At 51.7% G+C, this 21,596-nt stretch carries 17 protein-coding genes; 3 read left to right on the top strand and 14 right to left on the bottom strand.

Going from position 1 to position 21,596, the window contains the following annotated elements; all coding sequences use genetic code 11:
* Positions 1-614: 614 nt before the first annotated feature.
* The 3 genes from ACFQI7_RS01830 to ACFQI7_RS01840 all read right to left on the bottom strand — a co-directional run bounded on the left by ACFQI7_RS01830 (position 615) and on the right by ACFQI7_RS01840 (position 4,836).
* On the bottom strand, positions 615-1,676 hold the full coding sequence (locus ACFQI7_RS01830; protein WP_218096696.1) for an alpha/beta hydrolase family protein: 1,062 nt from the start codon (positions 1,674-1,676) through the stop codon (positions 615-617).
* A 291-nt stretch (positions 1,677-1,967) separates the two neighbouring features.
* Positions 1,968-3,257 carry an ABC transporter substrate-binding protein gene (locus ACFQI7_RS01835; protein ID WP_218096697.1) on the bottom strand — a complete coding sequence of 430 codons (1,290 nt, stop codon included), beginning with the start codon at positions 3,255-3,257 and terminating at the stop codon, positions 1,968-1,970.
* A 19-nt stretch (positions 3,258-3,276) separates the two neighbouring features.
* On the bottom strand, positions 3,277-4,836 hold the full coding sequence (locus ACFQI7_RS01840) for an FAD-dependent oxidoreductase (RefSeq protein ID WP_218096698.1): 1,560 nt from the start codon (positions 4,834-4,836) through the stop codon (positions 3,277-3,279).
* A 147-nt stretch (positions 4,837-4,983) separates the two neighbouring features.
* Here ACFQI7_RS01840 and ACFQI7_RS01845 point away from each other — a divergent pair, with 147 nt between their 5' ends.
* Positions 4,984-6,036, top strand: a complete 1,053-nt coding sequence (locus tag ACFQI7_RS01845; protein ID WP_218096699.1) for a LacI family DNA-binding transcriptional regulator — start codon at positions 4,984-4,986, stop codon at positions 6,034-6,036.
* A gap of 159 nt (positions 6,037-6,195) precedes the next feature.
* On the opposite strand, the gene ACFQI7_RS01850 is transcribed toward ACFQI7_RS01845, so the two are convergent.
* The 7 genes from ACFQI7_RS01850 to ACFQI7_RS01880 form a co-directional block, all read right to left on the bottom strand.
* Positions 6,196-7,596, bottom strand: a complete 1,401-nt coding sequence (locus ACFQI7_RS01850) for an MBL fold metallo-hydrolase RNA specificity domain-containing protein (RefSeq protein ID WP_218096700.1) — start codon at positions 7,594-7,596, stop codon at positions 6,196-6,198.
* A gap of 51 nt (positions 7,597-7,647) precedes the next feature.
* Positions 7,648-8,946: an ABC transporter substrate-binding protein gene (locus ACFQI7_RS01855; protein WP_218096701.1), complete on the bottom strand. Its 1,299-nt coding sequence runs from the start codon at positions 8,944-8,946 to the stop codon at positions 7,648-7,650.
* Between the two features lie 117 nt (positions 8,947-9,063).
* Entirely contained in the window at positions 9,064-9,786 is a 723-nt protein-coding gene (locus ACFQI7_RS01860; protein WP_218096702.1) for a glycerophosphodiester phosphodiesterase, read from the bottom strand.
* A gap of 33 nt (positions 9,787-9,819) precedes the next feature.
* Positions 9,820-10,719: an NAD(P)-dependent oxidoreductase gene (locus ACFQI7_RS01865; protein WP_218096703.1), complete on the bottom strand. Its 900-nt coding sequence runs from the start codon at positions 10,717-10,719 to the stop codon at positions 9,820-9,822.
* Positions 10,720-10,752: 33 nt separating this feature from the next.
* Positions 10,753-12,201, bottom strand: coding sequence for an aldehyde dehydrogenase family protein (locus tag ACFQI7_RS01870; protein ID WP_218096704.1), 1,449 nt, complete (start codon positions 12,199-12,201; stop codon positions 10,753-10,755).
* Positions 12,202-12,248: 47 nt separating this feature from the next.
* Positions 12,249-13,379 (bottom strand): mandelate racemase/muconate lactonizing enzyme family protein, encoded by a 1,131-nt coding sequence (locus ACFQI7_RS01875; RefSeq protein ID WP_329958199.1) that lies wholly within the window; start codon positions 13,377-13,379, stop codon positions 12,249-12,251.
* Positions 13,380-13,471: 92 nt separating this feature from the next.
* Positions 13,472-14,212, bottom strand: coding sequence for a GntR family transcriptional regulator (locus ACFQI7_RS01880; protein ID WP_218096706.1), 741 nt, complete (start codon positions 14,210-14,212; stop codon positions 13,472-13,474).
* Positions 14,213-14,497: 285 nt separating this feature from the next.
* Here ACFQI7_RS01880 and ACFQI7_RS01885 point away from each other — a divergent pair, with 285 nt between their 5' ends.
* Positions 14,498-15,862: an MATE family efflux transporter gene (locus ACFQI7_RS01885; protein ID WP_218096707.1), complete on the top strand. Its 1,365-nt coding sequence runs from the start codon at positions 14,498-14,500 to the stop codon at positions 15,860-15,862.
* Between the two features lie 151 nt (positions 15,863-16,013).
* Here the strand turns inward: ACFQI7_RS01885 and ACFQI7_RS01890 are convergent, their stop codons facing one another.
* The 4 genes from ACFQI7_RS01890 to ACFQI7_RS01905 form a co-directional block, all read right to left on the bottom strand.
* Positions 16,014-16,277 carry a hypothetical protein gene (locus ACFQI7_RS01890; RefSeq protein ID WP_218096708.1) on the bottom strand — a complete coding sequence of 88 codons (264 nt, stop codon included), beginning with the start codon at positions 16,275-16,277 and terminating at the stop codon, positions 16,014-16,016.
* A 113-nt stretch (positions 16,278-16,390) separates the two neighbouring features.
* Positions 16,391-18,475, bottom strand: coding sequence for a glycoside hydrolase family 55 protein (locus ACFQI7_RS01895; protein ID WP_218096709.1), 2,085 nt, complete (start codon positions 18,473-18,475; stop codon positions 16,391-16,393).
* 60 nt (positions 18,476-18,535) lie between these two features.
* Complete coding sequence (locus tag ACFQI7_RS01900; protein WP_218096710.1) at positions 18,536-19,258, bottom strand: metallophosphoesterase family protein; 723 nt, start codon at positions 19,256-19,258, stop codon at positions 18,536-18,538.
* 221 nt (positions 19,259-19,479) lie between these two features.
* Positions 19,480-20,817: an ABC transporter substrate-binding protein gene (locus ACFQI7_RS01905; protein ID WP_218096711.1), complete on the bottom strand. Its 1,338-nt coding sequence runs from the start codon at positions 20,815-20,817 to the stop codon at positions 19,480-19,482.
* 274 nt (positions 20,818-21,091) lie between these two features.
* On the opposite strand from ACFQI7_RS01905, the gene ACFQI7_RS01910 reads away from it, so the two are divergent.
* Positions 21,092-21,475 (top strand): nuclear transport factor 2 family protein, encoded by a 384-nt coding sequence (locus ACFQI7_RS01910; protein ID WP_218096712.1) that lies wholly within the window; start codon positions 21,092-21,094, stop codon positions 21,473-21,475.
* Positions 21,476-21,596 lie beyond the last annotated feature (121 nt).

The raw sequence follows: 21,596 nt of genomic DNA on the forward strand, positions 1-21,596 counted from the left end.
TCCCTATTCTTTTGCATTTTCACATCCGCATCGATGTCCTCTTCCAATCCGTACTTGAATTATACCTGCAAACCTCCAATAAATTACAGACTGAACATTTCTTCCGATATATGGTATACTTGTTTTAAGAGAAGAACGGATAGACTTGGCCAAGATTGCAACCACAGTTCGAAAGAGAGGGAGCGGCCGCTAAAGCGGCTGCCCCCTCTCTTTATTCACGTTCTGCAACATACGCAGTACCTACATCAAGCCTTTTTACAGACATTCGATTCGACTTGGCGCGACCTGCCGGGTGGTATCGCCATTGAGCTCATCCGAGTCCTTCTCGCTTACCCTACCGTAAAGGCGACATGTTCTGGATGAATGTCCCGGCACCGGAATCGTTGATCCCGTTTGATTCCAGTATGGTAGTGGCGAACAACATTTGATTGCCTTGAATGTTATTGTATTTTTCCGTGGGCGATGAATTGAGGATCGCATTGGCCGATCCGTACCGGATCTCGCATTCAGAAGCCGAATCCGGTAGGCTTGTAAGTGCTTACAATACTGACAACCGGAAATATCGGAAGCGATCCAATCGAACAGGCCATATCGCTTTTAGGAAGATTTCCTTTTCATAGTCCGAAATGGTGCCGGATAAAGGGCCAGACGCGTTCCTTGTAATAACGGTGTCCGCCGTTTCCTTCAAACAGCTCGCAGTGTTCGGAAAGATGAGGTTCCATTGCTTCGTAAATGATCTTCGCATGTGCGAAAGCTTCCCGCGTATACTCGATTGGAAAGTCGTGATCATGAATTCCATGGACGAATAGCGCTGGTCGCGGCGCGATCAAGCCCACAATATCGTACATTTCCCCCAATTGCATCATGCCCGGGATCACGTTGCACAAACAATGGGGTACGTTCATAACGGAGCCGACAAACGTACAAAAGCACGAACCCGGCACGCAAACCGAGATGCGTTCATCCAGTGCCGCAGTAAAAAACGATACGGTTCCGCCCCCCGAATTGCCGGTAATCGCAATCCGGTTCGTATCGATGTCGGTGCGCATGGAGGCATAGTCGATCAGCCGCCCCATGTCGTGCACCCGTTCCCCGATCAGCGTTCTCCCAAACAGGAATGCGCGCTTTTGCAGTTCATCGCAAGAGCTGGTCTTGCCTTTGACAAACTCTTCCTCTCGCGACATTTCCCAAAATCCCCGTACATCCATCGCGATCACGGCATACCCTTCCGCCACGGCCTGCAGGGCGATGTCCCGCTCCCCGGCCAGCGCGCTCTCCTGCTCCTTATCGCTGGAGAAGTTGCCGACATACACTTCTTTGCCGCGTCTGCCATGCCCGTGTGGGGTCAACACCAGCGGGAACGGCCCATTGCCTTGCTCCGGGATCAGCAGATAGAACGGGATTTCCACTCCGGGCTCTGAAGCGATATACATTTTTTCTCGGCGGTAACCGGCAAATCGGGTCACCTCTTCCGTTCTTGGAGACAGCGGAAGACCGCGGTGATGCGCTCTTATGTGCGCGAGTCCCGTTACTTCCGTCAGACGATCGCGGAACGTTCGCTGCCATTGCTTCCAGTCTCCATGATCCGGCACCCGCGTATAATCAAACTCCCGCGGTACAGTCTCCCGCAAGTTTTGCATATACCGGCTTGTTGCGAATAAAATCGACTCCGTCAACGATCTCATCCTCCGATCCGTATTCTGACTCCCAGGCCGCATGTTCCGAGCCGAAGCACGTGAAATTATTTCATTTTGGCAATGTTTTTTATTAATCGTTTCTTCCAAATCACGCAGCGTGGTGTTGATATCTTTGCCTTGCAAAAAAAAGGCATATCTTTCCCCGTTTGCTACTTGATGTCCTGAATATTTAATATCGTTAATCTTCTCTGAAAAGGTTACGCTTCATCTTCGTCCTTCGCTTCGCTGATACCCCGTTTTTCGTAAAGACAATGATCTTATGTCCCGCCGTTATTTTTGCGTTTCCGCTATTTTCCGGTTAATTTCTTCTTCCACCTCGCGGAGAATCGTGTTCACGTCTTTCGCCCGCGTATAAAAATCTTTGCCGAGCGCCGTTTTATAGAATACGTCTTTGGCGATGCCGTCGTACTTCGTCACGACCGCCGGCTTGCCGATTTTATCCTTCAGGAAGGCGCCCATATTTTTCCCGGCAACTCCGGGCAGATCGGCGGCAAATCCTTGAACCGCAGCCGGGCTGTTCATAATCGGAACTTTGCCTTGTCTCGCCTTGGCGACTTGCACTTCATCCGACAGCAAATAAGAAATCAGCTGGAACGCTTCCTCTTTGTGCTTGCTGCCGGGAGGAAGCGCATAAAACGGCGCAATCATTTGCGTACCTCCGGCCGGGCTGCCGGCAAACTGCGGCAGTGCGGTCACATCCCAATTCAGACCGGCATTCGCCGCTTCGATCACGGATGACACGATGTTCGGTCCGGTCCACATCGCTACCGTCTGTTCCTTGTAAAAAGTCAAATTTTTGTAATCGTTGTTTGGGATGAAGTAAAATCCGCCCATGACCTCCAACCACCGTTTCCATTCCGGCGTATTGACGGCCGCTTTATTCGTCTTCGGATCGACGAAAGGCAGGCCCAGCTGGTTTTTCCACACCAAATTTTGATGCTGAAAAATAAATCCCTGATACTCCGTACCGTTGTCAATGCGGGATACCTTGCGCGCGAGATCATACATTTGCTCCCAGGTCATCCCGTCCAGAGGGTAAGAGACGCCGAATTTGTCGAAGATCGTTTTGTTGTAAAATAATACGTTGCTGTTGAGTTCAAACGGCAAAAACAGCATTTCCCCGCTGTCGGAATAAGATCGCACGCTTTCCATCACGCCGGGAATGAACCGGCTCTCATCGAACCGGTATTTTTTCATCAGCGGAGCCAAGTCGGAAATCAGCCCGGCGTTTTTCATATCCCAAAACGAGCCGAGGCTAAACGAGAGGAAATCCGGGATTTCTCCGGCCGCAATCAGTTGATCCACAGTGCTATCTTTCGCAAGCGTTACTTTCAAGGTTACGTTCGGATATTTTTTGGCGATCAGCTGCTGCTCAAGCTCCAGCCACTTTGTATTATCGTTCGTGTAGTAGTGCAGCGTGATCGGATCGGACAAGGATGCGCCAGATGCGGATTCCGCATCGCCGCCCTGCTTGACGACGCCGTTTTGCGTGCATGCGGCAAGAAACGTACTTAACGCCAATATACAACCTGTCTGACACAATCTCGTCATTCCAGTCATATGACTATCCCCTATTTTATCAATTGTTCCACGCAATAACCTGTTTGTCTTCCAGCAGCCTCTTTCGCAGCTTCGCATAGTCCACTTCCTGCACGGCGCACCCCGCTTCCAAAGCAAGTGCGGCTGCGGTTGCCGCCGATTGGCCGAGGATCATGAATACCGGCTCCATCCGGATCGAGCCGAAAGCAATATGGGAGGCGGACAAGCATACGGGCACGAGCAGGTTGGTGCATTGCTTTCCTTTCGGTACGATGGCGCGATACGAAATCGGATAAGGCGCGCTCGGCGCCACCTCCACATTCCCTTCGTTTATGCATCTTCCGTCGATAACGAGCCTGCGGCAGTTATGCGAATCCATCGTATAAGCCGCGAGTCCGACCGGATCTTCGACAACCGCGTATCCTCGGCAATGGTGCTCGGTCATGACGACTTCCGATACCATGCGCCGTGCTTCACGCACATACAGCTGCGGCGTCCAGTGGCTGCTATCCGGATACTCGTCTGCAGGCAGCCCCCATTGGCTGACTTCCCGACGTATCGGCTCGGGTACCCGTTCGTCATTGCACAGGAAGTACAGCATCCCCATATTGTGCCGGAGATGCTCCTGGAATAGACGCTCCCGCGTCCGCGCGTCGCCTTCCGGCCACTTGTCGCCGCCCCCGATATGATCGGTGGAAACCGCACCGAAATTATTCAGGTCGGTTTTGCCGTTCGGCATCATTTTGAGCAGGCGCAACGCGTCCCACACGCCGGCTTCAATATACCTCGCAAGCAAAGTATACGTTTGCGGATCGTAGCCGGGCGGCTGCGGAAACGGGATCCGGTTCTCAAGCACGTTCGTGAGGCATATGCGGAAGTTGTACGCCTGCACGCTCGAATCGCCATCCCCTTGCCGCAGTACGGGCGCATCCGTCACGCCCGGCAGCAATCCGCTGTCCGGTTTGCCCGGAATGACGTATGGATCGACCCATGCTTTAAAATTATGGTTCGGATGTCCGTAATGAACGCCGTTGAGCGTCTCCCGATACACAGAATTCGCTTCTCGTCCGACATGATAAGCCACACCGGCGCGTGCCAGCAAATCGCCTTCGTACGTGGCATCGATAAACACCGGCGCGCTGAACCGGTTGCCGCTTGTCATGACCAGAAGCGATATGTTCCCATCCTTCATTTCCACCCGGTCTAGATGTTGATCGTAATAAACGGGTACCCCCGCCGATTGCAGCCACTCCTCATAAATCCGCTTGGCCACACTCGGTTCGAAGGTCCACTTCGTCCCATCCGGCTCCGCACTCCCGTAATGCTTGCCGACCGCACTGTAAAATTCGCGGGAAATCCCTCCAATCGCTGCTTTATTGCCGATATCCGTCGCACCCAGTCCGCCTGTCGTGAGTCCGCCCAAATGACGGCCGAACTCGGCTATGACCACCTTGAGCCCCATCCGGCTCGCTTGAACGGCTGCCGCAATCCCGGCCGAAGTTCCCCCGTAGATGCATAAATCCGCTTGAATCAGCTGCGGGCTGGATTCGGGGTCCGAACCGGCGTCATACTTAATCTTACCGAAGTCGATGCTGTGCATGGCTTTTCTCCTTGTACTTTGTTTTAAAGTATTTTTTGTATCCGCTTTAATTTGATTTTATTCAAATTCAACTTTCATAACTAGTTGAAGAAAACTTTCATTTTAATTACAATCAAATTCAATGACAACAAGTTGAAGGAGACCCTCATGCGCAAGAAAAAATCAGTAACGCTGCAAGAATTGTCACGTCAGTCGGGGCTGTCGGTCCACACCGTATCCAAAGCGCTGCGCGGATTGCCCGGCATGTCGGAGGAAACCCGAAATCATGTCCATAAAGTCGCCCAGGAGATCGGATACCGAACCAAAGATCAGGAACGCGTTCATGCGGTCGAACGGATCCCGCTACATCCCCGCAAGCCGTTTCGATTTAAAATGGTCATTTCCGACAAAGCCCAAACGTCCGACATGATTCTGTTGATTTTGAGCGGAGTGCAGGAAAAGCTGGCGGAATACGGCCATTCGATTGAGACCGTCACGATTCCGTATCACCTCGAATCCGACACGCTGCAAAATTGGTCGAAACTTCATCAATTAGAGTATTGCGACGGCGTATTTATTACCCCGATGGTTGGGAAGAAACAGGAAGAGCATCTGCTTCGGCATCCGATTCCGCGTATTCTGATTAATTTCCCGGGGCCTGCGGCAACAGTGGACAGCGTCGTCTGGGATGTCGGTACCGCCATTCACCAATCGGTGCGGCATTTGCTGGCCAAGGGCCATACCCAAATCATGTATGTTGGCAATATAAGCATCCATCGAGGTTTTATCCTGCGTTGGCAGTCGTTCGTGACGGCGATGACGGCGGCGGGGATCCATGTGGACCCCAAACACCATATGACCGAAGGGTTGGGAGGGCAAGAAAATTGGATGGCACAGCTCAACGGCAAGCTGCTGCAATTTCAACCGTCGGCGATTCTAGTCGCATTGAGCCAAGATCTTGTCTGGGTTTATAATGCATGCAGCCAAATCGGCAAACAAATACCGCAGGATATGTCGCTGATCAGTCTGGAGAACGCTGAGAACGCCTTCGTGCCCGAACTGTCCCGGCCGTTGCTTTTGATAAAGGAAGCGGGAAATCGAGCAGCCGCACGGATGCTGTGGCGCATGGCGAACCCGCATCTGCCTTACGAGCATATTTTATTGCAGGGCCACTTTTACGATGGCTCCACGGTACAAGCGAGAAAGAGCCGCATCCTTTGACGGATGCGGCTCTGCTTCGTTCATCGTCCCTTCGACAAGAATGTCAATTTCATGCATCGTTCGGGACAAACTGACTTGGATGGCAGAAAATATCGCTTTTTGCGGTTGCCCGGGAAATGAAGCCGGAAATCGGGGAAATATTGAAACGAACCGGGGACACTACGACTGCTTTGCGGCCGATGCAATAAGTTCGCGAACCGCAATCGTTTCGCCTCTTTCAGGATAGTAGACCGGCACTCCGGCCGTATCCAACGCCCGTGGATTACCGCTATGCATAGGGATCACCGCTTTTGGAGAAATCCGTTTGATCAGATCGCTTAACGCTGCTGCCGAGGCATGGCCTGAAGTACCGATCTTATGCAAAGCCATACCGAATTGGGCAACGTATTTCTCCAGGTATACTTGTTGATCCGGGTTCATGGGGCTATTTCCTACGATATAATGCGAGCGTGCGCTGCGATCCCCCATCGTTTCCAGCTCGATTAACATCGGTAAGCTCGGATAGGTCAGGAAATAAACAAGTTCGCTTTTGCGCCTGATCATTTCCTCCACAGTGATCGCCCCAAAAGGCAGCGGCATACCGTCAGGTACCGTTGCTTCGACGATACGAACGGTGTCCATGACATCGAATACCGGATGACCCTCGAGCGCCTTGATCCCGGATCGCAGCGTTTCGCTCCAAAGCACGGCCAAACCGTAATCCAAAGCTACATGACGTCCGGCTGTAACGGCTTCGTGGATACAATTCGTCATCCGTTCCACATTTCTCGGAAGCGATTGGAAATACACCATGCCTTCGGCTTCTTTTACTATATTGATATATTTTTTCACAACGTCCGGCTCGGTCGCGCGCTCGGGCCCCGGCTTCGGGTGGGTCGATTCGGTAATCAATACATCCACCTCTTTGGTGCGGCAAAGCTCGATGAACCGGTCAATCCGTTCCGGATGATATCCGTTGCGGGTCCAATCGCCCGTAAAAGCAATTTTGAATTCAGAGCTCTCGATCAATATACCGGCCGCTCCCGTCGCGTCATGATCCATTTCAATCATATGCATGATAAAACCGCCGAAATCGACTTTGGTTAAATGATCTAACGGTACAATAGCCGCTTTCGTATCCCCGTATTCTCCCGAGGCTACGATGCCTCGATACAGGGAGTGCGTATCCCTGCTCATATATACCTTCAATCCTTCACGGGCATACGGCAAGATGGCTATATGATCCTGATGGACGTGGCTGATATAGACGCTGAGGCTGTCATACTCCGGAAAGCTTTTGTTCCCCCACAGCTGTTGGACCGATCTCTTCAAGGGTTGGTCGATCTGAGCTTCGTCGTACAGCTCCATAATGGGGGGGGCCATCCCGCCGAGCAATAACTGCCGGGCCCCCCTGCGTGGAAACAACCTTATCGGGTCAAATGTCGCCACATTAAAAGCGTCGATCAACCCCCGATGCGGTATGCCAAAATCAAACAGCAGTCCGGTGCCGCCATTCCCGTATAAAACTTGAACCCCCGTCCCGACGGTCCCGTTAAAAAACGTCAATCGATCCGAGCTCATCTCCGATTCCTCCTCATCCTGGACTTTGCTTGAACAACCATACGATGCCCATTATTTAGCTCTTAGCTCCTGAAGCCGCTTGTCGGCTGCCTCCTGCGCTTCGCGAAGCGCGGTGTTAATATCCTTGTTGTCGATGGCAATCGCTTTGCGTGTTTGCCTTATAAACGGTTGAACTTCTTTGTCGTACAAATTAGGCTTAGGCGTTGGCGACGCTTTGAACTTGAAGAGACTGGCTACGTTCTTCGCCGCCATCCAGGGGATATCCTTACCGTATTCTTTCTTGATCGCTTCGTCATTCAGTACGGGTACGCGCGCGTTTCTTGCCTGGATCCGTTGCGCTTCCGGCGACGTTACGGTCTGGATTACATGCATCGCTTGCTTTTTGTAAGGGCTGTTTTTTGTAATGATCATCATGCTTGCCAACATATGGCGTCCTTTACCGGCTTTATCCTCAAAGTTCGGAATCGTCACCATATCCCAATTGAAACTTGCGCCTTGCTCGATGGCTTCGACTAGATCCCCGATCATCTTGATCGACCATTCGGTCATCATGCCTACTTTTTTGTCCACGATAAATTCCTTGGGCGCATATGTAAATTTATTGTTAGCTCCGATAAAGCCGGGCTGTTCGTACACTTGCTTCATCAGTTCGAACACTTTCCGGTATACATCGGTATCCACCACTGCTTTGTTTGTTTTCGGATCGACAAAAGGCTGGGAATACGGACTTGCAATCGCATCCGGAAAGCCGGGCTCCCATCCGATGTATTGAACCCCGTCCACATTGCGCGTCAGTTTTTTGGACAGGTCAAGCACTTCCTTCCAAGTCATGTCGTCCTTCGGGTACGGGATTCCAAACCTGTCAAACAAATCCTTGTTATAAAATAATGCCCCGACATTTAAGCTGAAAGGAATGGCGTACATCTTGCCGCTGTCGCTCAGCTGCTTCACCGCTTGTATGGACTCCGGAACAAATGTATTCACGTCCAGCCTGAATTCCTTGATCAGATCCGTTAAATCCTGCTGCAGATCGAGGGTTGTCAGCGCCGAATACCAATCGTTGTCAGTCAAGATCAAGTCAGGTATATTGCCAGCTACGATAAGATCCTCCAGCTTTCCTTCGAGCCGCTCCATCGTGATGTTCGGATGCGTCTTTTTTAATGGCTCAAGGATGAATTTCTGATATTCCGTATCGGTCAATCGAACGGCATGAACGAAAATTTTCAGAGTAACAGGATTCGACGAGACCGGCGAATCTTGCTCTACTCCGGGTTTGGCCGCTTGGCAGCCCGATAAAACCAGCGTCACGATTGTCGTCAACATTACAAGCGAATTGAATTTGTTAACCATACCGCTATCCCCTCGCCTATGGTCAAATAAATTACGCTTACACCATTGTGACTTACAAAGCCGCAAGCTGAAGCTGATCCTTTGCGCTCCGTTCACCAAGCGCTTCGTGCCGCATTTTTACTGAAGCCGGTCCCGATGTTCAATGTAAAACCGCTCCCAACGTTCCAATTGATTCGTTGAGGCCAGCACTGCGGGGAAACGCAGCATTTTGTTCATCGTCTCTTCCGTGTCGATCGGCCTCGTGATGAGCTGTACGCCGTTCTCATGGCAAATATCAGCATATTCTTCCGTCAAATAGGCGTGAGGAATCGACATGTACCGGGAGGAAATTTCCTTCATAAAGGGAAACACGGCGGGAGACGATCCGCTCATGAGCAAACCGATCGGTACGTCGCCGTTCAGACGACGCATCTTGACCAAGGCGTAATGGTCGAACGAAGTAATAATGACTTGATCGACCATATCGAGTCCGGTAATGACTTCCAGCACTTTTTCTTCCAAGCCTTCATACAACTTGCCGGTTTGCTTTAACTCTACCAATACGGTGATGCGACCTTGAGCCAGCCGGAACACCTGTTCCAAGGTTGGAATCGTTTCCGCTTCGCCTACCTTGAGCTGCTGCAATTGCTCGAACGTAAAGTTCTTGATTGGTCCTTTGCCGTTGCTCATTCGCTGAAGGGTATGGTCATGCATCACGACCGGAACGCCGTCCTTGCTTAAATGCACGTCCAGCTCCATATGACTGAAGGATGCGTCAAGCGCCGCTTGGAACGACGAAATCGTATTTTCCGGATATCGGGCCGGAAACCCGCGATGCGCAATGCCTCTAATCCTAGCCATGGAAATCCTTCCTTTCCGCTATCCCTACTCGGGCTATTCTGTTCTAACCTTTATTCCGGCACATTCCTCTACTACAGAGATGACGGAAGTATAGTCGTGATTATCGTGTCCTAGTCCCCGTGCCATATTAAACAGTTGTGTGCTTGAGGCAGCCACGGAAAGCGGGACATTCAGCTGTCCCCCGAGACTCAGCGCTAGGTTCATATCCTTGTAAGCGAGTCGAACGGCAAAGCCGGGACTGAAATCTCCCTTAAGCGCCTTAACGGGATAAGTAGCGTGCAGATGCCCGTTATTGGCAGCCGTGCTGCGCAGCACCTGAAGCAGCGTTTCCAGCTTCACTCCCGCTTTTACCCCGAGCGTCAACGCTTCCGCATTGGCTGTGACAATAATTCCGGTAAGCATATTATTAACGATCTTAACGATTTCCCCTGACCCGATCGGACCGCAATGCACCAAGTCGCTGCCCATGCACGACAGGATCGGCTTGCATTCCTCGAACAAATCCTCGTCGCCGCCCGCCATAATGAGCAGCGTCCCATCCTCCGCGTTAGCTGTGGAACGGCCTACCGGCGCGTCAAGCATCCTGCACCCTTTCGTGTGAACCGCATCCGCGATTTTTCGCGTCGTCGCCGGATCGATCGTGCTCATATCGATCAGGACCGATCCCGGACGCAGTCCGCTGAGCACCCCGCTAGGTCCGAGCACGGCGGCTTCCACGTCGGGCGAATTCGGAAGCATCGTAATCACGATGTCGCTGTTCTCCGCCACCTCTGCAGCGGAAGTTGCTGCTCGCGCTCCGTGCGAGACTAATTCCTCGACCGCCTTATCGAACAAATCGTAAACCGTTAGTTCGTACTTTCCTTTTGCGATAACATTTTTGGACATCGGTCTGCCCATCGCTCCGAGTCCGATAAAGCCGACTTTCTTCGGCATACAGACTTCCTCCCTCTATGCAATACGGATATTTTACGAATGTTTGAGATATACGGACTTGATATCGGTAAAGAAATCCTTCGTTGTCGGGCCCACCGAGCCGGGACCTACGCCCGAAGCTTTGACGCCGCCAAACGGCATATGACTTTCCGGAGCCGTACCGTGATTGACGTGAACCATGCCGGCTTGAATGCCGTCTACGAAACGTCCCGCCACCGACAGATCCTTCGTAAATATCGCTGCGGTCAACCCGTATTCCACGTTATTGGCCATCGCCAAAGCTTCTTCAAACGTTTCTACAGCCTGTACGATGAGAACCGGCCCGAAAACTTCCTCTCTGGCGATTTCCATCTCGCCCGTTACATCCGCCAGCAAGGTTGCCGGGAAAAAGAAGCCTTTGGCAAATTCGCCTTCTTTCAAAGGTTCGCCTCCCAATACCAAGCGGGCACCTTCTTGAACCGCGCGCTGCACGAAACCGCTCACCTTGGACAACTGAGCTTCGTTCGTCAAAGGACCGAGCGTCACTCCATTCTCCAGGCCATTGCCGGGGCGCAGCTCGGATAAAGCGGCGGCGAACGCCTGCTCGATCTCCGCCGTATCCGCCTTGCGCACGATGACGCGGCTGATTGCCGTACAGCGCTGCCCCGAGCACAGAAACGCCGCACTAACAATATGCTTCACCGCCTCTTGCATGCTTGGAGGATCCCATACGACGGCCGGGTTTTTGCCCCCCATCTCCGCCTGCACCCGGACCAAACGCTCCGCCGCAAGCTTATAGATGGATCGGCCGGCCGCCGTCGATCCGGTGAATGTAATCGCTTTGATCGCGTGGTGCTTCACCAAAGCTTCTCCCGTGGATCGGCCTCCTGTAACCGCATTCAACACGCCTTTGGGCAGGCCCCGGGAGTTTAATATCTCCACAAGCTTCAGCCCGGTTAGAGGCGTGTACTCCGACGGCTTCAGCACGGCCGTATTGCCTGTGATCAGCGCGGGCATCAGCTTGCGCATCGGCGTGAGCACGGGGAAATTCCACGGGGTGATTGCCGCAACGGGGCCAACTGGCACCCTTACCGTTTGTGCCCACGTCCCCGGCTTTTCACTCATCGTCGTATAGCCATTCAAGCGGTACCCTTCTCCGAGCATGAACTGGGCCTCGCTGATCGATTTGCCGATTTCATTCAACGACTCCTGGAGCGGTTTCCCTTGCTCCCTCGTCATCACTCGGGCAAGCTCTTCCTTTCTCTCGGCCAAAGCGACTAGCGCCATTTGCAAAATGGCGGCACGTTCCGTTCCCGACGTGCCTGCCCACTGCGGTGCGGCGCTTACGATGGAATCCACCGCCTCCGCCACTTCCTGTCTGCCGGAGTCGACGAACATTCCAAGACACTCTTCCCTGTTTGCCGGATTTACAGAATCGAACCACGAAGCTCGCCTCGGGGTAACATAGTTTCCGCCAATAAAATTACCGTAATATTCGGCCATGTCGACGGCTCCTTTCCTCATCTTAAGTCATTGTGAACGAATTCAAATCATCCTAGCGAAGAAACGTCAATTCGGTAATGCTCGACAAACTCCGGATCCAGTTCCATGCCGAGGCCCGGCCCTTGCGGAACGGCTAGCTTCCCGTCTTTCACGACAAAGGGAGTCGTAAAAAGCTTTTCGCGAAAAGGATTCGGATTCGCATCGAGCTCCAATAGGACCCCGCCGGGAACGGCGGAAAAAAAATGCAGACTGGCGGCAAGACAAACGGCCCCGCCTAAAAAATGCGGTGCAAACGGAACGTCTGCACTGCGGGCGATATCCGCCATGGCCCTGCACTCCGAAATGCCGCCGTTTTTGCTCAGGTCGGGCTGAATGATATCGAGGGCCCGGTTTTCCAGAGCCATTCTTGCATGCCGCTCGCCGTACAGATTCTCGCCTGCCGCCACGGGAATTCCCGTGCTTTCGCGAACGAAGCGGTATCCGTTGAAGTCATCGCAGCGCAGCGGTTCCTCAATCCAAGTAAGATTAAAAGCTTTGAATCGCTGCAAATTGCGAATGGCGTTTTCTCTATCCCACGCTTGATTGGCATCGATCATGATCTTGTCATCGGGCTGCAGCATGCCGCGCATTTTCTGCAAATTACGGAAATCCTGCTCGTCGTTTTTCCCTACCTTCAGTTTAAAGGCGGAGACGCCCATTTCCTGATGGCTTTCGATCAAATTCTCGATCTCGCCGGGCCCGATGCCGCTGGCATAAACCTGAACGGGCTGGCGATCATGCCCGCCGAGAAGCTGGGCAACCGGTTTGCCCATATGCTTCCCTTTCAAGTCCCACAAAGCCATATCGATCCCGCTGATGCTCTGGTAAATAGGCCCCAGCGCACCCCACTGCAGACCGAGCACGGTAAGTGCACGAAATAACTTGGCGTTTATCTCCCCGATATCGAGCGGGTCTTCACCGATGAGTAAAGGTGTAATGCCATGCTTCAACGTCGTTACTTTCTCGTAAACACCCCAGGAGGGAAAGTTATTCCATATTTCCCCAATTCCATATTCGCCCGTATCCGTTTCGACTTTAACAAGAACCGTCGTCCTCGCATCCATTTTGCCGAAAGATGTGACTACCGGCTTTTCCAGTGGTATATGCAGAACAATGGGCTCTACTTTATTGATTTTAATATGCTATCCCTCCGATCAAGATGTAAACTCCGGCTCTAAACCGCCTTCATGTCAACACACGCATTTCATCCCATGGCCTTTCGCATTCGAGCTTAACGCTGCAACTGAACGGTGTACTGGAAATAATCCGGCCGATACACGGCTTCCAAATATTCTACAGGGGTTTGATCAGCGGCATATATGATTCGTGTAATAGAAAGCAAAGCCGTTCCTTCGACGATTCCGAGCATTTTGGCCTCCTGCTTGCCGGCATTCTTTGCGCTGATGTTCTGCGTACCGTTGCGCAGCGTCACTCCGAGCTCTTTCTCCATATAGGCGTAAGTCAGCACGGAGCCCAACTCCTGCTGCTCCAGCCGCATGCCGATCGCTTCCGGAAAATAGGAATGTTCAATCGCAATAGGCAAATCATCGGCGTAACGGAGCCGCTTCAATTCCCAAGCCGTTTGGACCATAAGCTTGCTTTTGATTTCGTCTGCAAGCGTTTTGGCTACCCCGTATTTCAGCGTCTTTCCCCCAGGTGTAAAGCCCGAGGCGGTAATGGTCTCGGAAAATCCGAGCAGTTGTCCGGTCCAATGTTCGGCATGATTCGTTTTCAGGAAAGTTCCCTTTCCTCTTTCCCGGTGAAGCAACCCTTGATCGACCAATTTGGAAAGCGCTTGGCGTACCGTAATGCGGCTGACTTCGAATCGGGCCATCAGCTCGATTTCCGTAGGCATTTTTCCGTTTTTATCCGCTAAATCGCCGTTTAACGCTTCAAACCTAATAATTTCCTGCAATTGATAGTGCAGAGGAAGAGGACTCTTGGAATCCAATTTTTTGTTGTGTTTATTCATCCAGCGCTCCTGCTATTTTATTATATTGTTATAACAATATGTCAATGTCCCAAAGTTATAACATTCCAATATATTTGTCAATGATTAGTTCAATTTTGAACAGCAGGCAGTCGATAGAACAACGTTGGCTACGACAATCCCCATCCGTTTCTACCGTTTGGAAGGACCATGCACCATCATTATTATATAATCGCGAGTCTTCGCCAACTTTTTACGGCAAAGATCGGCGATCTGGCTTATAATGAGACCGAGAGAAACAGAACTATCGGGAAGAAGGTAAACACCATGTCTCCTCCGAAAAAGATGGCCTTATTCGCGATCACTTGGCCGTTGTTTATAGAATCGTCTCTGCAAATGTTCATGAGAACGGCGGATACGTTCATGGTCAGCAAAGTATCCGATGCCGCCGTCGCTTCCGTCGGCGTTTCCAATCAATTGATCTTGTTTACCTTTTTGCTGCTGCAGGTCGTCTCCGCCGGCACCGCGATCGTCATCTCGCAATATTTGGGTGCGGGAAAGACGGAAGATGTCAAACGTTTTGCCGCCGGCGCCATTGCGCTTAACTTTGTGTTCGGGCTTGTCGTCAGTATCGGCATGGTCAGCTTCAGCAGACCGCTGCTCGGTCTGTTCGGACTGCAGCCGGACTTGCTGGAGCAAGCCCGCGTATATCTGGTCATCGTCGGCGGAGCGCTGTTCATGCAAGCCGTGAATTTGACAATCTCGGCCATTACCCAGGTTCATGGCTTTACGCGTTATACGATGATGGTCAGCATCGGCATGAATCTGCTGAATTTGACAGGGAATTACTTGTTCATCTTCGGGCCGGGCGGATTCCCGAAGCTCGGCGTCCCCGGCGTCGCCATCTCCGCCGCCATCAGTCAATGTGTGGCGCTAGCCGCGTATTGCGTTATATTGCGCAAGGTCGTGCGGCTGCACATCGGCTGGAAACAATTTTTGAAATGCAGGAAGGAAGATTTGAAAAAGATCCTTGCCATCGGCATCCCTACTGGCAGCAATCAGCTATCCTACTCGGCCAGCCAGCTCGTAACGACTTATTTCATCACATCGCTAGGCGCCGAATTGCTGTCCACACGCATTTATACACAAAATATTATGTATTTCATCATGGTGCTCGCCATTTCGCTAGGCCGCGGTACGATGATCATTATCGGCCGCCTTGTAGGCGCCGGAGAAAAGGAAGCGGCGTATCGTCAGTTGTATCGCAGCCTGCGATTAAGTATGCTGCTGTGCTTGTGCGCCGTTACGGTCATTGTCACCTTCCGGGAGCGGCTGCTCGGCCTGTTCACGCAGGAAGCGGACATCATCTCGCTGGGTGCCGCTCTGCTCTGCCTGGGGTTCATACTGGAGCCTGGCCGCTGTCTGAATATCGTGATCGGCGAAGCGCTTAGAGCAAGCGGCGATGCCCGGTTTATCGTGATCACCGGCGTTCTCGCGATATGGGGTCTTTGCATTCCTCTCACTTACTTGCTGGGCCTTCATTTCGGTTACGGACTGATCGGGATTTGGATCGTGTTTATTATTGACGAATGGGTACGGGGATTAATTTTACTGTATCGCTGGAGAAGCCGCGCATGGGAGAGCAAGGTGCTGGTGAAGGCTGAGTCGAAGTCGGCATCCGCTGCCATGTAGCTTTGATGTAGCGTAGTGTATGGAAGAGACGCAGAATTTTATCGGTTCCAGCACGCACAAAGGGAAGGCGCCTCATCGAAGTCCGGTCACCTTCCCTTTGATATGATGCCACTTGATCGAATTGAACCGCTCCTTGCTCACATGTCCCGAGTTATACGCTTTGCAGCCAAATGTCTTTAAAATCGATCCAACCGAGAGAATTGACGGAAACACCGCGGACCGAAGGGTTATATAACGTTTGAAGCTCCTTAAACAGCAAAAATAAAATGACATGTTCGTGATTCATCATACCCATCTTCACATTCCGCTCCGAACACTGCCACAGCCCGGTCAGCTCGGTAATCGTAATCTCGACCGTCATTCCCTGGGGCTGCCCGTAGGCTAGATACAGCTCGAAAAATTGATGTTCCAGCATCCCCCACTCACCGCCTGTAAAGAAATAAGGCTATTGTACTCCTTTCCTGAAGCGGTTTGAACCGGTTTTTTTCAGTTAAATTAAATTTGGGGCATTTCCCTCGTCACCACAGGTTAGCTATTATCGTCCCCGCTCATTACGTCCTGCGCATTCTCATCGAATGTGTCCGGGAACGAATACGTTCCGATGGCTTCCAGCGCCTTGGCGCCAAGCCGGTCTTCCAACTGTTTCAAGTATAAGCTTCTGGGCTCGACATGATTGCCGTACGAAGCCATGAATGCCGGATCCCGCGGTTCGAAAGCGCCTTTGCTCTTGGCGCCGACATGGCCGATCACCCACGTCGCAGCCGTCGGCGGGTTCTGCGCAACAACCGGTCCGCTTGTGTTCCACAGCACATAGTTCGCACCGGCCCAACCGTGTCCCGAACCGTAATATTGACGGTCCTGGATGGCGATCGGCGCACTGACGTTGTCGAAGAGACCGCCGACGGACCACCGGTGATGCGGTTCGCTGGTGGCGTAGTTTTCATGCGAGACCCCTTGCAGGAACACATTCGGTCCCTTCACCTGCGATCCGAGTACAAAAGCATGACGGGCCGATTCGGAATAGGCGCGCTGCACAAGGATAAGCTCCCCGTTCACGTTAAACGGGTAGCGCAAGCCGCCCGTCAGCACGCTGATCATATCGAGATTTTTGGCATCCTGGACCGTAATCCACTTGGCTCCTTTCCCGATGTTGACGGCGGAAATTGAAAAGTGAGTGGCGGTAAAATCTCTTACCCAGCCGTTCTTCAGATTATTCATCGATATAAAATCGTTCGCATGGTTCTCGTCAGCCAAATACGATTTGCCTTTGTCCGTTTTTTTGACTTCCTTGTTGTATTCGGTATCGCCGCGAAGATTCTCGATGCCGACCTTTTCGATTCGTCCCCCGTCTTGCGAACGAATGACCGTCCCGCCACCCCATCTGCTGTCAATCGCATCCGTCAGCGGGGCGTCCACCGTAATTCGATTGCCGTCAATCGCCGTGACGACCCGGTCAAAATCAAGGTTGAACGGATCCCACATTTTCGTCTCGCTCGGTTTGCCCGGCCTCAGCGTAATGCGGTCCATTTTTAAAAACGATATAAAATCTTTATTTCCGATTTTCCGCACGAACACCGTGTCGCCTACCTTCAATCCTTTTACGGATTGCACATGAAAGCTGCGCGAACCGACCGGCACGTACAGATCGGTGATAACGCGCGGAGGTTCGGTCACAAGCTTCGCACCCGAACTTCCGGCTACCTGAACTAGCGCCCGTTTAGCCGTTCCGGCGGCAAGCAGCACCGTACCGTCCTCTCCCTGCCCTTCCCCGCGCAGTACAACGCCGCTGCTGCTGATCTTGATCGAGCCTGCGATTTGGTAACTGCCTTTCTTCAAGAGCACGGCTCCTCGAAAGCCGTCTTTATCGCGTTCCAGCTTGGACACCTGATCGATCGCGGCTTGAATACGCGCCCCGTCGTCACCGTCGCCGGGTTCGACCGTCGCTTTCACCTGCACGTCCGGCAGCTTCACGCCGCCTCCCATATAACCCGCGTTGGAAAAATCGGGGATCGTGTTCCCTTTGTAATCCGGCGCATACTTCAGCTTACCTTTGTCATCAAGATAGACGGCCTGAGCCTGATTTTTGCTCTGCTGCTCCGGCGTCATAACGGTGAAAGCGATATGATCCGTTGCTTCCTCATAACCTTGTGCCGACAGTTTGATCTGTATATCGTACCGGCCCGGCTTTTGCGGTTTGCCTGACGTTTCCAAGGTGACTTCCTGGCCGGACGTCGCATTTTTCGCAGCAAATTGAGCCGCCGTACTGCCGTCCTCGAACAGGACGATCGCAGAGACCGTTCCATCAACCTTCGGTTTAAGTTTGAGCTTCGGGTAACCGTCATCCGGCGACAGAATGGCGGGTTCCCCGATCTTCGCTTTTATTTTCGGATGTTCAACGGCAAGCGACAGCACGTCGCCCGTTAGCAGCTTGAGCGGCGTCTCGGTTCCGTTGGTGTTTGTTGCCGAAGCAGGCTGTGCCGTCGGCTGGCTCGCTGCCGCCTGATCGTTCTTCACGCCTGAGCTTGATTCACAGCCGATTAGGGAGGTCAAACACAGGATGGAGGCCAAGGATAAGCCGATGGTTGTTCCGGATAAATGCGATTTGCGTTTCATAGTGCCTCCCCGGCCGTTACGAGTGTAATCTAACGAAATATGTAGATGAATCCGTTCTCATCACTTAACACTTGCATTCCTTATGATTTTGGCCATCATAACCGAGTTGGGGTACTGCGCTTCCTCGTACTGGCGAATCACTTCGTCGATCGGGAAGCAAACCCGCTCCACCGACGTACGGATGCGCCCCTTCTCCACCTCGACGATCGCATACGACGCCTTGGTCATCCCGTCAAAGGGCAATCCGACGCTTCCCGTGTTGATGACGACTTTGCCGTCCAAATACCGGATATACGGTTTATGAATATGGGCATAGACGTATACATCCGTGACCGATGCCGACATAAGCTTGGCTTTGATCTCCTCATCGTCCGCATACGGTGGAATCACCTCAAATAAGCTATCCGGCGTCGCATGAAATGCGCTGATCGATACGCCTTCGATTTGTAACTTGAGCTCCGTCGGAAGCTGATTCAAATAATCGACGTCCTGCGGATCCAATCGCGACAATGTCCAATCGCGTTCCCGGTTCATCATATCGATCGCCTGCTCCGGCACTTCTCCGGGACGAATGCCGCGCACGACCCATTCATCCGCATTTCCTTTGATCACTTCGGTTTGTAACGAACGTACCCGCTCCAGCGATCGCTTCGGATCCGGCCCGCGATAACATATATCGCCAAGAACATAGATCCGGTCAACCGATTTGTTCCGAACATCCTCCAATACCGCCTCAAGTGCAACGGCATTCCCATGAATATCCGAAATGAACGCCAATTTCATTTGACTTCCCCCTATTCCCGCAAAAAAAAGTTTAATCCAAATTTGTCGCGATTTCTGGCGTTGTACTTCAATTTCACCATATATTATATCAATTCGCCTCTATCGTTCCTATGCCGGAATCGATAAAAAACATCACGATTTCGACTTTTCATTACAAAAATGGACCAACGCCCTTGTCTTTGAACAAGTGCAATGGTCCATGAAAACGAAGCATGAATCCGCTATTTGGTCGAGGTGCCTGCCAATTTTTCCTGAATCGCTTTATTGGCCGCTTCATTTGCTTCCCGTAATGCGGTATTGATGTCTTTGCCTTTCTCGGCTTCGGCCAGCGCCGGGCTCAGCTTGCCTGTAGCAAGCGAATCGTATGGAGTGAATTTATGGAACGCGGCCGGTTTCGTTTTGAATATGGCGTCGAGATGCTTCCCTTTTAATTCCGGCTGGTTCGTCCCAAAGCTCTTGAGCGGTTCGGGATCGGTGGTCACGGGCAAATAACCGGCCTTGCTCAATTCCAGCTGCGGCTCAAGCGAAGTCAAATGCGATACAACCATAAACGCCGCGTCTTTGTTTTGGCTGCTGCTTGAAATCGACAAGTTATGGGAGTCGACCTCATATCCGATTCCCGGCCGTTCGGGAAAACCGGGCAGCGACGCCATATCCCAATTGATCGGCGCCCCTTTTGCCGCCGAATCGGCAAGCAGTGTTACCATATCCGCATAAAATGGATACATCGCCAAGGTCCGGTCTTTCAGGAACGTATCTCTGGAGACGCCCCGGGTTTCGTTCCCCGGTATTTTATAGGCGGTTAGGAACGTTTGGAATATTCTTTTGAACCCGTCGTTATCCAGCAGCGCCTGATTCGTTTTGGGATCGACGAAGTTTAATCCGAGCTGATGCGCCATTCCCGTAATGCTGGTAGGATCCAATCCTTTGAAAGCAACGTTATCCTGCGTTTTCGTCAATTTCTTGGAAAGCTCGATCGCCTCATCCCAGATCATGCCGTCCTTCGGATACGCAACGCCGAACTTGTCGAAAATGTCTTTGTTATAGTACAACGCCGTGAAATTCATCCAGAGCGGCATATGGTACAGCTCTCCGTTGCTGCCCCACACTTTCAAAGCATCAACGACGACTGGGTTCAGCTTGCTCACATCGAATTTGTACTTTTTGATCATATCGTTCATATCGTATAGCAGCCCCAGGTCTTTGTACACCGTATATCTCGGAATGCTCTCGTAGATGAGATCCGGGAATGTTCCTGCGACGACAAGTTCGTCCGGATTGGTCCCTTTCGCTTTCCTTACGATGTCGATGCTGATATTCGGGTACTTCTTTTGAACCGGTCCGATGATATATTTCTGAATCCATTCATCGGGCTGCAGGAGTCCCATGTATAAACTGAGCTTAACGGGTTTGGACATGTCGAACGACTCGGCCCCGCTCGGCGCTGGTGCCTTCCCGGAGCCTGTTTCTTTGGAACAACCTGACGCTAAAGCGAGTATTACCGGAATAGATACAACCACCACAGCCAGCTTCCTTCGTCCCCTGAACATTTTCATCATGTTCCGTTCCTCCCTAGTAGAGATACAGACTACTTATTGCTCACTTGATCCCACCCATTTGGTAAAACGCTTACATCTTCGCTCCTTGAAACCCCGTCAGTCTATTCCATTTAGCAACGTTTCCGAAACGTTTCATATACATCCTAAATGAAAACGCTTTTATATTCAACCCTTTTTTATCGACAAAATATCCGATTCCAAATAAAGGTGTTTTCGAGAACCATAAAGAATTTATTGATTTTCCGTAAAATCGTGCCTTGAGAGGAGTATGACTATGATTCGTGAAGAAAGCCGAAAAATAATCGAGCAATATGTTGAAGCCTACAACTCGTTTGATATCGAAGGCATGGTCAACCTTCTGCATGAGGACATTGTTTTCCAAAATTTCTCCGGTGGCGAAATGAACGTGGAAACAAAAGGCATCCAACCGTTTCGAGAGCTGGCACAGCAATCCACAGCGATGTTCTCCAGCCGCAGACAGAAGATTACGCATTTTGAGAATGCGGATGACAAGATCGCGGTACACGTCGATTATGAAGCAATAGTGGCAATCGACTTGCCGAACGGATTAAAGGCTGGAGACAAGATTGAACTGAAAGGCACATCGTTATTTCAAATGGAACATGGGCGAATCATACGAATTGAGGATCACAGTTAATTTCAAAATTCATACTTACCCCAGCTCGCCTGTTGCAGTCGTATTAGTAGCACACGAAAAAGGCTCCTTTCGCACTGCGCTGCGTAAAGGAGCCTTTCTTCCATCGGTATAATCATGTGCT

Origin of the sequence: Paenibacillus allorhizosphaerae (assembly GCF_042659105.1) — a bacterium.
GTDB classification, from domain to species: Bacteria; Bacillota; Bacilli; order Paenibacillales; family NBRC-103111; genus Paenibacillus_G; species Paenibacillus_G allorhizosphaerae.

Excerpts from the sequence above, each read along its gene's own strand:
- ACFQI7_RS01905 (WP_218096711.1), bottom strand. The coding sequence starts at position 20,817 with ATGATGAAAATGTTCAGGGGACGAAGGAAGCTGGCTGTGGTGGTTGTA.
- ACFQI7_RS01835 (WP_218096697.1), bottom strand. The coding sequence starts at position 3,257 with ATGACTGGAATGACGAGATTGTGTCAGACAGGTTGTATATTGGCGTTA.
- ACFQI7_RS01870 (WP_218096704.1), bottom strand. The coding sequence starts at position 12,201 with ATGGCCGAATATTACGGTAATTTTATTGGCGGAAACTATGTTACCCCG.
- ACFQI7_RS01855 (WP_218096701.1), bottom strand. The coding sequence starts at position 8,946 with ATGGTTAACAAATTCAATTCGCTTGTAATGTTGACGACAATCGTGACG.
- ACFQI7_RS01895 (WP_218096709.1), bottom strand. The coding sequence starts at position 18,475 with ATGAAACGCAAATCGCATTTATCCGGAACAACCATCGGCTTATCCTTG.
- ACFQI7_RS01850 (WP_218096700.1), bottom strand. The coding sequence starts at position 7,596 with ATGAGCTCGGATCGATTGACGTTTTTTAACGGGACCGTCGGGACGGGG.
- ACFQI7_RS01900 (WP_218096710.1), bottom strand. The coding sequence starts at position 19,258 with ATGAAATTGGCGTTCATTTCGGATATTCATGGGAATGCCGTTGCACTT.
- ACFQI7_RS01910 (WP_218096712.1), top strand. The coding sequence starts at position 21,092 with ATGATTCGTGAAGAAAGCCGAAAAATAATCGAGCAATATGTTGAAGCC.
- ACFQI7_RS01880 (WP_218096706.1), bottom strand. The coding sequence starts at position 14,212 with ATGAATAAACACAACAAAAAATTGGATTCCAAGAGTCCTCTTCCTCTG.
- ACFQI7_RS01890 (WP_218096708.1), bottom strand. The coding sequence starts at position 16,277 with ATGCTGGAACATCAATTTTTCGAGCTGTATCTAGCCTACGGGCAGCCC.
- ACFQI7_RS01840 (WP_218096698.1), bottom strand. The coding sequence starts at position 4,836 with ATGCACAGCATCGACTTCGGTAAGATTAAGTATGACGCCGGTTCGGAC.
- ACFQI7_RS01860 (WP_218096702.1), bottom strand. The coding sequence starts at position 9,786 with ATGGCTAGGATTAGAGGCATTGCGCATCGCGGGTTTCCGGCCCGATAT.
- ACFQI7_RS01845 (WP_218096699.1), top strand. The coding sequence starts at position 4,984 with ATGCGCAAGAAAAAATCAGTAACGCTGCAAGAATTGTCACGTCAGTCG.
- ACFQI7_RS01885 (WP_218096707.1), top strand. The coding sequence starts at position 14,498 with ATGTCTCCTCCGAAAAAGATGGCCTTATTCGCGATCACTTGGCCGTTG.
- ACFQI7_RS01865 (WP_218096703.1), bottom strand. The coding sequence starts at position 10,719 with ATGCCGAAGAAAGTCGGCTTTATCGGACTCGGAGCGATGGGCAGACCG.